Raw genomic sequence first — 13,194 nt, 5'->3', positions numbered from 1 at the left:
ATCCTAAGAACCTAGTGTTGTGGTAATAGCAACACCGCCTGTTAGGTACATATGCACCAAAGGTGTATAGAACGAAACAGGACGAGGTGATGACACACCTCTTAACCAAAGGCTAGTTCAAACCAGAAACGGACTGCGAACGCGATAGTACTTTAGAATCCCATTGCTTTAGCTATGGGAGTGTCAAACTTCAATGTTTGGTATAGTGTAAAGGACAAAAAATCTGGTCAAGACAGAAGAAGTGTCCGAACTGCTTATTGCATGCGCCTAGCTTTACAATTCTTAAAAAAGGAGTGTTGGTATGTTACGTATTGCAGTTGTGGAAGATGAGTCCATCTATCAGGAGCAATTATTAGATTACTTGCAAAAGTTTCAAAAAGAAAATCAAGTATCGCTTGATGTGGAAACATTTACTGATGGTGATCAGTTTATTAATAAGTATGATGCGCAATTTGACATTATATTAATGGATGTCCAAATGCCATTGATGGATGGAATGTCAGCAGCAGAAGAAATTAGAAAGATTGATACGAAAGTCGTGATTATTTTTATAACGAATATGGCGCAGTATGCGATTAAAGGCTATGCTGTTGATGCGCTCGATTATGTGTTAAAACCAATTACTTATTTTGCATTTTCAGAACGGTTAAATAAGGCGATTCATAGGTTAGACAAAAAAGAAGCGAAGTACCTGGCTGTTAAAGTGAAAAGTGGCTATACACGTATTGTCGTGTCAGATATTTACTATATTGAAAGCCAAGGTCATAAGTTAATGCTAATGACTAAAGACGGGGAAATTGAATCATCAGGAGCAATTAAGGACATCGAAAAGGAATTAAATGATGACCCATTTTTTAGAATCCATAGAGGCTACTTAGTTAATCTTGCTCATGTTGAAGCCGTAAAAGATCAAGGTGCTGTAGTTAAAGGAGAGGAGCTTCCAATTAGTCGAGCAAGAAGAAAACCGCTTATGGAAGCGTTAGTCGATCAATGGAATATGTAATTCATGTGTAAAGGAGCGACATCATGCCTTACGATTTAGCGGAAACACCAGGAGGATTTTATGCTATAGCATACTGGATGGGTGCTTTACTTTTTATTTTATTAAGTAAAAGCAAAAGAACGAAAACAGAGTCTATTATTATTTCATTGTTTTTTCTAGTACTTTTATTTGTATATATGGAAATTATTAATACAGATGTACCGATGTTATTTTTTGTGCCGAGTATATTGTTGTCGACTGGTATTATTTTTTTATTTATTTATTTTATGAGTGATATTTCCGTACTGAGCGTAGGATACTACACAGCTCGAGCATTTATTGTTGGTGAATTTATTGCATCTTTCGTCTATCAAATGTATTATTTTGTAGTTTTAGATTTAGATATTACGTTTTCTTATTTCACGACATATGTGTTTGTTTTTATCAGTTATAGTATTCTTTTAGCTTTAATGTTCCTTTTAGAAAGACGATTTGACGGGGAACGTTCATCCCATGATGTCACATCTAGAGAAATGGTGTCTGCCTTTATTATTGTTGCAGTAGTATTCACCATGAGTAACATTAGCTACATCTATCAAAACACACCATTTAGCGGCAGTATGGCAAGAGATATTTTTAATATACGTACACTAGTAGATTTTGGGGGCGTAGCTTTACTGTTTGCGTATCATATCCAAATTAATGAAATGAAAATGAAGTTCGAAATGGAAAAATTACAGAATTTATTAAAACTGCAAATTGCTAATTATGAGATGTCTGAGAAAAGTATAGACATGGTTAACCAAAAATATCATGATTTAAAACATCAAATTATCGCATTAAAACAAGATGCGAATACACAAGAAGCATATGACTATTTAGAACAAATGGAAGATGATATTAAAGTGTATGAAGCGCAAAATAAAACGGGCAATAAAGTACTGGATACGGTACTCATGGGGAAACAACTATATTGCCAAGATATTAATGTTACTTTGACTGTTGTAGCCGAAGGAACAGCGCTTGATTTTATGGATCCAGTCGATATTAGCACTTTATTTGGGAATATATTAGATAATGCCATTGAAAGTGTGAAAAAAATTCAGGATACTGATAAAAGATTAATCCATTTAACTGTTAGTCAGCAAAAGAACTTTTTGCGTGTAAGTGCTGAAAATTGTTATGAAGGGAATTTAACCTTTAACAATGGGTTACCGGTTACTACGAAAAAGAATAAAGATTTCCATGGATATGGATTAAAAAGCATCCAACAAACCGTGAAGAAATATCAAGGCTCAATGACAATCAAGGCTGAGGATGAATGGTTTGAGCTGCGGATTCTTATTCCGTTAGGTTGAGGAAGTGAGGTGCTTTCTATAGAATGCGACAAAGTGTTCGTGATTTTAGGCCGGGCAGGCGCTTTCCGCCTTCTCTCAGAAACGCGGCTACGGGGTCTTCAGACGCGTGCGTTCCCACAGGACATTGAATTACAACGCTCGAAGAAAGTGCGCGTTTTATTTTCGAGGATCGATTGTCTGGAGTTCTAATCACGGAACTAGCCGTTCGATGAGAAAATCTGAATTTGACGGCCATATAAGCGCTTATTTCGCCATAAATTCTAATTTTGACGATTTGACGGCCACCACAGCCCTTATTTACCAATAGCAATCCACTGAAACAACAATTTCAATCAAATAAGCGCGCTGGTGGCCGCATAATTTTAATTATGCCTCTGTTGTCACAGATAAGTGCACTGGTGGCCGTTAACGACTCGTCACCGCGCTGCAGGATGGACGACCTCAAAATAAAAAGGCAGTACTAAGGTAGGACCTCAAATAAGGTTCTACTTTTTTTGTTACCCAGGAAAATTAAGTAAAACCATTCATGCAAAAAAAGTGACCGTTCATGAAAAATGCGTGCGCTAATATATGAAAGCGTTATTATCATAATTAAGAAATATCGGGAAAATGTTAAAAAGAAGGTGAGTCATATGAAGCAAATTGATTTTAATCAGGGTTGGTATTATGGAAGCGCTGGCCAAAATCCAGAAACAGAGATAACACTACCACATGATGCGATGCTCAATGAACCTAGAACAGAAAACAGTGATGGTGCTGGTAATATTAGCTATCATATGGGCGGGGACTACGTTTACAAGAAAACATTTTTTATTCCAAAAGAGTATCAAGATAAATATATAGTATTTGAGTTTGAAGGCGTCTACCGAAATGCTGAAGTATATATCAATGGTGTGAAAGCGATGTATCGACCGTATGGTTATACTAACTTCTACGTCGATGCTACGAAATATTTAAACTACGATGCAGATAATACGATTGAAGTTATTGCCAGGAATGCCGATCAACCTAATAGTCGCTGGTACACTGGATCAGGCATTTATCGACCTGTACACATGTACGTTTTACCAAACAAGCATGTGAAACTAAACGGAATTAAAGTGAAAACATTAAGTATTTCTCCTGCAAAAATCGAAGTTTCGATTGAAACAAATACACCAGGTGAAGTGAAAGTTGATATTAAGCAACAACAAGATGTTGTCGTATCGAAAACTGACAAAACTGAAGGTGCTGTAAAGATAGAGTTAGAGGTACCGAATGCACAGTTATGGTCTCCAGATACACCTAACTTATATACGTGCCATGTTGAGTTCGAAAATCACCAATATGAAGAAACATTTGGTATTCGTACGATTGACTGGAGTGCCGATAAAGGTTTAGAAATCAACGGTGAACGAGTTATTTTAAAAGGTGCTTGTGTGCACCATGATAATGGCCTCTTAGGTGCAGCAGCTCATGAAGATGCGGAAAGACGTAAAGTGAAAGTGCTTCAAGATGTTGGCTATAACGCGATCCGCTCAGCGCATAATCCGTGCTCCAAAGCAATGTTAAGAGCTTGTGATGAATTAGGCATGCTTATGATGGATGAATATGTAGACATGTGGTATATCCACAAAACGCGTTACGACTATGCTGCTTATTTTAGTGAATGGTGGCAAGCGGATTTAGAAGATATGGTGAATAAAGACTATAATCATCCGAGTGTGATTCTTTATTCAACTGGAAATGAAGTATCAGAAACCGCACAAGAACGAGGTATCGAGATTACAGGTCAAATGACAGCGTTCTTACACAAGCTTGATTCTACAAGACCGGTGACTTGTGGTGTTAATATTTTCTTTAACTATTTAAGCTCCTTAGGTTTTGGCGTTTATACCGATGAAAAAGCAAGTAAAGATAGTAAAAAGAAAGCTGTAGGTAGTGAATTTTATAATAAATTGGCGGGGCTTCTTGGTGATAAAACGATGAAGATTGGAGCTTCACTACGTGGATCTGATCTGAAAACACGTGATGCTTTCGCGAATATGGATATAGCTGGTTACAACTACGGCATTTTACGCTATAAAAAAGATTTAAAAAAATATCCGAATCGATTGATTCTCGGTACGGAAACATTTTGTAAAGATGCTTATGAATTTATGGAACTTGCTAAAGAGCAGCCTAGGATTATTGGTGACTTTGTATGGGCTGGAATTGATTATATCGGAGAAGTAGGGATTGGTTCCTGGGTGTATGAAGATTATGCTCCTAAGAATCCAGATCTAGCGGCATGGATGACTGCTGGTAGTGGACGAATTGATATTACTGGCCGAGAGATTGGTGAAGCCTTATTTACAAAAGTGGCACTGGAGAAGACGAAAGGTCCTTTAATTGCAGTAAAACCTGTATATCAGACAGGAAAGCATACGCCATCAGCTTGGAAAATGACGGATGCAATGCCGTCTTGGACTTGGCCCGGTTGTGAGGGTACGAAAGCAAAAGTAGAAGTCTATGCTCGCGCTGCATCTATTCACTTATTAGTGAACGATAAGCTTGTTGCAAAGAAAAAAATAACAAAAGGCTGTCGGTCAGTAATTGAAACACCTTATAAAAAAGGGACGATTACGGCAATCGCTTATGACGAATCGGGTATTGAAGTAGGTCGTCATACATTAAAAACAGCAGCAGATTCTACGTATTTAAGCTTAGAGTCAGAAGAGGAAACTGTGAAATCTGGTGGTTTAACTTACATTCGGATTGCTTATACAGATGAAGCAAAGATCGTAAAACCGATGGAGAAAAACAAAGTAAAGATCAACGTAACAGGTGGGAAATTAGTTGGGCTTGGGCATGCTTGTCCATATAATCCAGAAGGTTATACCAATTCAGAAACAAGTACTTACTATGGAGAAGCAATGGCGATTGTGCAAGCAGATGATCCAGATGCTACGTCCATTACGATAAAAGCGATCGATGATAGTCGGACAGCTGAATTGAAAATCCCGATCAGAAAGGAGAGCCTATGTTAACGATAAAACGGTTTACGGTCAACGACATGACAGAAGGCTGCGTAACTGATCTTAAACAACCTGTATTTTCATTTGCGTTAGAAAGCAACAAACAAAATGTTAGTTTACAAGAAGCGACATTCACGATTGGAAACTGGCAACGCAAGGTTAATACGCAAATTGGAATCAAGTATAACGGACCTGAATTAGCACCGTTTACAGCATATAAAGTGTCACTAGAAGTAGTAGATAACTATGGCGAGACGGCAACAACTTCCTTAACGTTTGAAACGGGATTTCTAGAAAACCCGTTTCAAGCAAAATGGATTACAAACGGAAGTTATCATTTTACAGAAAGAAAAGTATCGCCTAAACCGATGCATTTCAAGCGTCAATTTTCATGTGAGAAAAAAGTTGTAAAAGCACGTCTTTACTCAACAGCATTAGGGATTTATGAAGCGAAATTAAATGGTGAAAAAATCGGCACAGACTACTTTGCGCCAGGGTTCACTTCTTATAAACATCAACTGCAGTATCAAACTTATGATGTTACCGAACAGCTGACCACTTCAAATGAATTGCTTTTTACAGTTGCTGGTGGTTGGGCGGTAGGTGCGTTTACTTATGCTAGGCGTAATCGAGTCTATGCCAAGCGCCAAGCTTTATTATGTGAGTTGCATATGGAATACGAAGATGGAACAAAAGAGATCATTACTTCCGATGAGACATTTTCAGTCACAATGGACGGTCACATAAAAGAAGCTGAGTTTTATAACGGTGAAGTTTACGATGCAACGGTAAACATGGATAACAGCAAATGGGAAAAAGTTAGTATCGAACAAGTGAAAATAAAACCAGAAATTTTAGCTCAATATGGTTTACCTGTTCGTGCTAAGGAAGCGTTTGAACCAATTGCTTCTCATAAAGCTAAATCAGGCATGTGGATTTATGATTTAGGTCAAAATTTTGCTGGTGTTATTTCAGCAAAGTTAAAAGGGGAAAAAGGTCAGAAAATTACCTTTAACCATGCAGAAGTAGTCATGGAAGGTGAACTGTTCACAGAACCACTAAGGTCTGCAAAACAGGAAAGCGTGTACATTTGTAAAGATGGCGTGCAAAGCTATTCACCAACAATGACCTATATGGGCTTTAGATATGTTGGTGTAACAGGGATTGAACCAGAAGATCTCGAGTTAACGGCAAGAGCGCTGTATTCAAATGTCGAAGAAACAGGGTTCTTTGAATGTTCCAATGATATGTTGAATCAATTACAAAGCAACATCAAGTGGGGCACAAAATCGAACTTTGTTGATATACCGACTGATTGTCCCCAAAGGGATGAACGGATGGGCTGGACCGGTGATATTGCCTTATTTGCATCAACAGCGTCCTACAACTTTAATACACGTCGTTTTTACGACAAATGGCTACGAGATGTGCAAAAAGAACAAAATCGCGGTGGAGGCATTCCGGTAACAGTGCCATTAGTCAGAGTACCATTCCAATGGGAAATTATGATTCCTATGGCTGTTGATCACTGGGGCGATGCATGTATTTTAGTTCCTTGGGCTGAATATCTCAGCCGTGGAGACGTTGGTATATTAAAGCAAATGTATCCGACAATGAAAAAGTATGTGAAAGCATGTAAGTTTTGGGCAGAGCTTTTCTCCGTCGGTAAACATCGTCGAGTTTGGCGCCTGCTACACCATTATGGTGATTGGGTTGCCCCTGAAGGTGGCTTAATGACGTGGATGGGCCGCGGTAAATGGACAGCAACTGCAAGCCTTGCAAACACAACAAACTTACTGTCTCAAATAGCTGAAATATTAGATCAACCCGAGGATGCAAAGTACTACAAAAACCTAAGTGAAGAAGCGGCCGACGCGTATCGGTCGCTATTAATGGATAAAGACTGTCGTGTGAAAAAAGAATTCCAGACTGCTTACGTTTTACCACTTCATTATAAAATGTTAAATCGCGCTGATGCATCAAAAGCTGCTGAACATTTAGCTCGTATGATTAGAGACAATAATTATCATATTGGTACAGGATTTCCTGGTACACCGTACGTACTTTTTGCTTTAGCAGATAACGGTTGCATTGATGAAGCATATAAAATGCTTCTCACAGATTCTCGCCCATCTTGGTTATTCCAGATCAAAGCTGGAGCGACAACGATTTGGGAAAGATGGGATGCGTTAAGAGAAGACGGAACGAGCAATACAGGAGCTGATGATGGTACGAATGGAATGGTTTCATTCAACCACTTTGCAAATGGCGCAGTTGGTGACTTCATGTATCGTCGGATCGCAGGTATTGAACCAATCGAAGGTGGTTATAAAACATTTAAGATTGAACCAATCTTAGGTGGTGGACTGACCTATGCAAAAGCAGAAGTCGAAACAGCTTATGGTAAGGTGATTAGCCACTGGGATTTAAATGATGATGGATTTTTTATCGAAATTCATGTGCCAGTAGGAACGACATGTAACCTCACATTACCAAATGGAAAATCTTATGTACTGCATAGTGGATATTATCAATTTCAAGAAGATAGAGAGGAAATAGAAAATGCAATCTAACAAATTCTTTGAATCATCAATTGCTAGAACAAAAATTACCTCTGCGAAGGTTAAATCAAAAGAATTGTTTATCGGGTATTTTCTAGGTCCCTTTCTAGCACTTTTGTCAAATGCCATATTCGGAGCATATTTAAATCGTTACTATTCAGATGTTATCGGTTGGACGGACACCACTCGTTTTGGAATCTTTTCAGCGGTCATCCCAGTAACTTCTGTCATCTTTGTAATTCTAGGAAACTTGTTAGTAGGGCGGTTAATTGATAGGACGCGAACATCTCAAGGTAAAGCACGTCCTTACATGTTACTATCAGCACCGCTTCTCGTAATAGCAATTTCGTTCTTATTTTTAACACCAACATCACTAAGTCCAATGGTACAAATGATTTGGATCGGTGTATCTTATAACCTTTATTATGCGGTTGCTTTTCCATTCTTTTATACCGCACACAGTTCGATGGTGGGTCTATCCACGCGGAATAGTGATGATCGTGGCAAATTAGCTACTTTCTCAAATGCGTCAGGTGTTGCAGCGATTGGTATTGGTGGCAGTATTTTAGTGCCAATCTTCTTACAAGGGTTCTTATTTGTATCACATAATGGTGTCATCGATCGCGTTGCAAGTTATAACAACTGGCGCATCATGATGATCGCTTTATGCGTAGTTACTTTCTTGGCAATCTTACTAGAGTATTTTTTCACGCGCGAACGTATTACAGAAGAAAATGTAAAGTTGGCGATAACAGAAGAAAAAATATCGATGAAAAAACAAATTGCTGGTTGTATATCTAATACTTATTGGTGGCTAATCATTGCTTATTTCTTACTATTCCAGTTTGGCGGTATGGTTAAAAACGGTTCCATGAGTTACTACTCACGCTGGATGTTTGATAGCGTTACCGATGAAGGGTCCGCTGGTGTTGCAATGGGTGCGTTAGGTTTAATTGGAGGAATTCCTACAGCAGTTGGAATGCTCTTAGCTTGGCCGATTGCACACAAACTCGGTAAAAGAAATGCTGTACTCATCGGAATGATTATCTCGGTTATCGGTGGTTTAGTAAGTTTTATAGATGTAAATAGCATTGTCGTTGTATCCGCAGGTCTGATCTTAAAAGGGATTGGCTCTATACCTGCGATGTATGTCACCCTTGCGATCCTATCAGATGTCCTAGATCATCTAGAAGCAAAAAATGGTTTTCGTAGTGATGGATTTACGATGTCCGTGTACGGTGCAATTATGGTTGGTTTAATGGGGTTAGGAAGTGGCGTTATCAATGCTTTACTAACTGCAAGTGGTTATGACCCAACCGCAGCTGTGCAAAGCGACAGCGTACAAGGTGTGTTAGCATTCGCATTTTTAGGTTTTGAATTAATCTGTTATGCCGGGATAATACTCTTAATGCTTTTCTTAAATGTTGAAAAATATGTTGAAGCAGATCAGAAGAAGATCGTAGAGTCCCAAAAAGAACGCGTGCTATCTTCTGGTGGCGAATGGATTGATCCAGAAGAAAGATTAAGACTTGAGGAAGAAGAGGCGGAAAGAGAAGCCGAAACCTTAAAAGAAAAGAAAAAATCATCTAAAAATAAGAAAAATTAAGTGATTCCTTAACCCTTCTCAGTAGATATATCAATCTATTGTCCGTCTGCTGAGAAGCGTTAATATCAATATATTTTACCTATTATTAATAAAGGGGAGAGAAAAATGAAAAACTTATCTATTCGATTGTGGCGTGGAATATTAGCATTATCTCTATCGCTGTCAGTTGCACTAATGGGTTTAACTGGAGTCGCAGATCAATGGAGACCAATCATTGATAATGCGCTAGGTACGACAAGTACAGAGACAGTTAATGATGAAAAATTCACGTCTGATTATGAGACATCGGACGAATTGATTGAAGCGCATGAAAATATTGGCGAAAGAATGGCAGAAGAAGGTACTGTTTTACTTAAGAATAATAATAAAGCGCTTCCGCTAACAAGCGAAACTCCTAAAGTAACACTATTCGGCATGGGTAGTGCCTATCCTTTCTTAGGCGGTACACAAGGTAGTACAGTCTCAGGTGAAGCACAAGTGGACCTTGTTCAGTCTCTTGAACAAAAAGGTTATGAAGTGAACCCTGAAATGCTAAATATTTATCGAACATTAGGTGAAATTCAAACAGGTGAAAGAGAAACTTGGGGAGGAACTGTTCCGGTTTTTGGAAATAGACCTGCAAACTTCTCAACTCCTTATGAGCCATCTGAACCAGCCCTAGATGTGTACACAGCTTCCGCTGATAATAATGGTGCTGGTGCATCTGAGGCATACACAGATAGCTTTAGTGAATATAGTGATGCTGCAATTGTAGTCTTATCACGTCCTGGTGCAGAAGGAAGTGACTATTATCCAGGTGAAATGGGAATTGACGCAGAAAAGTATGGCAATGATTCACCACTTGGACTGACTAATAATGAAAGATCTCTACTTGAATTAGCAAAAGAAAATTTTGATAACGTTATCGTTATGATTAATAGTGCTGCAACAATGGAAATTGAAGAATTGAAAACAGATGATGAAGTAGATTCTATTCTATATGTTGGTTTTCCAGGAGCTTACGGTTTCTTAGGTGTTGCCGATGTGTTAAAAGGTGATGTAAGTCCGTCTGGTCATCTAACAGATACGTATGCAGTAGACACAACAAAATCACCAGCAATGCAAAACTTTGGTAAAATTGCAATGGAAGATTTAAGCACAATTGTATATCCTGACTCACTAATGGGGGAATTGGATCCAACCTCACCTTTAGGTAGTTTCGGTGGTGACGCTTCATTAGCAGCTGATCACTATTTAATTGAAGCAGAAGGAATTTATACAGGTTATAAGTATTATGAAACACGTTATTACGATAGTGTGCTAGGTCAAGGTAATGCAACTAGTGCTGTGGGTGCTTCAGGTGAAGCTACTTCATGGGAATATGATAACGAAGTAACGTATGACTTTGGTTATGGTTTGTCGTACACTACATTTAGTCAAGAACTTACAGATTTAGAAGTTAATCTAGATGAAAAAACGATCACTGCAACAGCAGTTATTGAAAATACTGGAGATGTAAGTGGTAAACATGTTGCACAACTTTATGTGCAAAAACCTTATACAGACTACAACAAAGAAAATAATATCGAAAAATCAGCAATTGATTTACTTGGCTTTGAAAAAACTGCAACATTAGAGCCTGGAGAGTCAGAAACAGTTACAATCACCGTTGACATGAAGTATATGGCAAGCTGGGATTCAACAGCGAAAGATGGTGAAGGTGGTTACATCCTTGATGGTGGCGATTACTACTTTGCTTTAGGTAATGGTTCACATGCAGCTACTAATAATGTGCTTGCTACACAAGGATACGATGTAACTGGTGAAGAGCAAACGGTTGTTATGGAAACGATTGGTGATGAAGGTACTGTAGATGAAGAAACATTTGCAACTTCAGAAAATGGTACACCTATTGTGAATCAATTAGAAAACGCGGATATCAATTACTACAAACCAGGTTATGCAACATATCTTACAAGAAGTGATTGGGAAGGAACATTCCCAGAAACGTATGATGATCTAACGATAGATGGTGACAAGGTAGATGAATGGGTTAAAAATTTAGCCAATGAAAATTACCAGATTACTGAAAATGGTGAGGTTAATATCGATGGTGTTGATTCTGGTCTAACGTTCAATGATATGGCTGGAGTTACCGATATCAATGATATTCGTTGGAATGAACTTGTAAATCAAATACCTTTAGAGGTGTTAATCCCAAGTATTGCTAAAGGTGGTAGTACGAGTGATGTGATTGAATCAGTTAAATCTCCACTTATCTACCAAAACGATGGACCAAATGGTTTTAGTGGTACGATCAACGGCAGAGGTCTACATGAAGATGACCCTAATGCTGATTATGCTATGGGTACAATGGCCAATGCGACGCTTATTGGAAGTACATTTAATAAAGAACTTGCGCTTGAGTGGGGCGAGTTAATGGGTAATGACGGTCTTTGGAGTGGAAACTACCTTATCTGGGGTGCTGCACCAAACATCCACAGAACACCATATAACGGTCGTAACCATGAGTACTATTCTGAAGATCCAATGCTTGCTAACTATATGGGAGCGGCGACAGTAGAAGGTGCCTTAAATTACGGTGTTATCATAGGTCCGAAGCACTTTGCATTTAACGATCAAGAAACACAACGTAGTGGAGTAGCACCATATATGACAGAGCAAAAAGCACGTGAAGGAGATCTTCGTGCATTCCAAGGCGCAATGCAAGATGCTGATGCATTAGGTATCATGGCTTCATTCTCTAGAATTGGCGCAACAAATGTAAACAATTCAGTTGCTCTTCTTCAAAACATTCTACGTAACGAATGGGGCTTTAATGGATTATTAACAACGGATATGGTGAATAACACAGGTTATTTCCGCCCAGAGTCAACTATTAATGCTAGTGTAACGATGTTGGCGGACTTCGGTTCAAACGAAACAATGGAACAAGTGAAAGAATCATGGCCATATTTGACAGTCGATCTTGTTGCTCAAGATGAAGAATTCGTTCAACAAGCAAGACAAAATATGAAGTATCAACTATATGCATATGCACAAAGTGCAGCGCAAAACGTACAAACCAAAAAAGTAACTCCTTGGTGGGAAACAGCAATGAATGCTGGTATTTACGGTGGAATTGCAGTTGCAGTAGTAAGTTTCGCACTCTATCTGTTAGCTATTGTAAGACGCAAAAAGGAGGAAGCATAATGGGTTTCTTAAAGAATCAAAAGTTAGGTTTTGTTGCTTATATCATCGTTGCAATTATGACAGTTGTGTCATTGAGTCTCTATATTTCCAATGTGAATAAACCTTATTATGAAGATATGCAATTGAGCGTTGTCTTTATAATAATCGGTGCTCTACTTGCGATGCTAGTTGCACTAGTCTTGCCGCAAGTTAGTAATTCAAAAGCAACACGAGTGATTGTAGATATTAGTAGAGTGGTTTCTACTGTCCTTATTATCTGGGCAGGTGTTACATTTATCAGCATGCGTGTTGAGTCATTTGGTTATATTTTCGGCTCAAATCTTGAAATGGGTAATGATGCTGCCTTTGAAGCTGGGACACAAGCAGTTACGCTTATCGTGATCTTTGTGATTACTTGGGTCTTATCCATTATTGCTTCATTCTTCGGTGTAGGGAAAAAAGCAAACTAAATAAAGTAAGATGAAAAAGTGGAACCTATTAGTGGGTTTCACTTTTTTTG

At 38.5% G+C, this 13,194-nt stretch carries 7 protein-coding genes; all 7 read left to right on the top strand.

Annotated features, from left to right (window positions below; translation table 11 throughout):
* Positions 1-301: 301 nt before the first annotated feature.
* Positions 302-1,003 (top strand): LytR/AlgR family response regulator transcription factor, encoded by a 702-nt coding sequence (locus tag ACI6MV_RS23935; protein ID WP_407272833.1) that lies wholly within the window; start codon positions 302-304, stop codon positions 1,001-1,003.
* Positions 1,004-1,026: 23 nt separating this feature from the next.
* A complete protein-coding gene (locus ACI6MV_RS23930) occupies positions 1,027-2,340 on the top strand; it encodes a GHKL domain-containing protein (protein WP_407272832.1) in 1,314 nt (437 codons plus the stop codon).
* 632 nt (positions 2,341-2,972) lie between these two features.
* Positions 2,973-5,348 carry a glycoside hydrolase family 2 TIM barrel-domain containing protein gene (locus tag ACI6MV_RS23925; protein ID WP_407272831.1) on the top strand — a complete coding sequence of 792 codons (2,376 nt, stop codon included), beginning with the start codon at positions 2,973-2,975 and terminating at the stop codon, positions 5,346-5,348.
* A complete protein-coding gene (locus ACI6MV_RS23920) occupies positions 5,342-7,909 on the top strand; it encodes an alpha-L-rhamnosidase (RefSeq protein ID WP_407272830.1) in 2,568 nt (855 codons plus the stop codon). Before ACI6MV_RS23925 ends, ACI6MV_RS23920 begins: the two co-directional genes overlap by 7 nt.
* The gene (locus ACI6MV_RS23915) at positions 7,899-9,503 is read left to right on the top strand and encodes an MFS transporter (protein ID WP_407272829.1); all 1,605 of its coding nucleotides are present in this window, start codon (positions 7,899-7,901) and stop codon (positions 9,501-9,503) included. Before ACI6MV_RS23920 ends, ACI6MV_RS23915 begins: the two co-directional genes overlap by 11 nt.
* A 105-nt stretch (positions 9,504-9,608) precedes the next feature.
* Positions 9,609-12,695 (top strand): beta-glucosidase, encoded by a 3,087-nt coding sequence (locus ACI6MV_RS23910; RefSeq protein WP_407272828.1) that lies wholly within the window; start codon positions 9,609-9,611, stop codon positions 12,693-12,695.
* Positions 12,695-13,144, top strand: a complete 450-nt coding sequence (locus tag ACI6MV_RS23905) for a hypothetical protein (protein WP_407272827.1) — start codon at positions 12,695-12,697, stop codon at positions 13,142-13,144. Before ACI6MV_RS23910 ends, ACI6MV_RS23905 begins: the two co-directional genes overlap by 1 nt.
* The last annotated feature ends 50 nt before the right edge of the window (positions 13,145-13,194 follow it).

It is taken from the genome of Radiobacillus sp. PE A8.2 (assembly GCF_045635475.1).
Taxonomy (GTDB): Bacteria; Bacillota; Bacilli; order Bacillales; family Amphibacillaceae; genus JBJGXI01.
Note: the sequence above shows the minus strand (reverse complement) of the source record. Positions and strands in the feature narration are given on the sequence as shown.

What these genes read in the sequence shown, in the direction of transcription:
- ACI6MV_RS23925 (WP_407272831.1), top strand. Translation starts at nt 2,973, where the DNA reads ATGAAGCAAATTGATTTTAATCAGGGTTGGTATTATGGAAGCGCTGGC.
- ACI6MV_RS23905 (WP_407272827.1), top strand. Translation starts at nt 12,695, where the DNA reads ATGGGTTTCTTAAAGAATCAAAAGTTAGGTTTTGTTGCTTATATCATC.
- ACI6MV_RS23915 (WP_407272829.1), top strand. Translation starts at nt 7,899, where the DNA reads ATGCAATCTAACAAATTCTTTGAATCATCAATTGCTAGAACAAAAATT.
- ACI6MV_RS23935 (WP_407272833.1), top strand. Translation starts at nt 302, where the DNA reads ATGTTACGTATTGCAGTTGTGGAAGATGAGTCCATCTATCAGGAGCAA.
- ACI6MV_RS23920 (WP_407272830.1), top strand. Translation starts at nt 5,342, where the DNA reads ATGTTAACGATAAAACGGTTTACGGTCAACGACATGACAGAAGGCTGC.
- ACI6MV_RS23910 (WP_407272828.1), top strand. Translation starts at nt 9,609, where the DNA reads ATGAAAAACTTATCTATTCGATTGTGGCGTGGAATATTAGCATTATCT.
- ACI6MV_RS23930 (WP_407272832.1), top strand. Translation starts at nt 1,027, where the DNA reads ATGCCTTACGATTTAGCGGAAACACCAGGAGGATTTTATGCTATAGCA.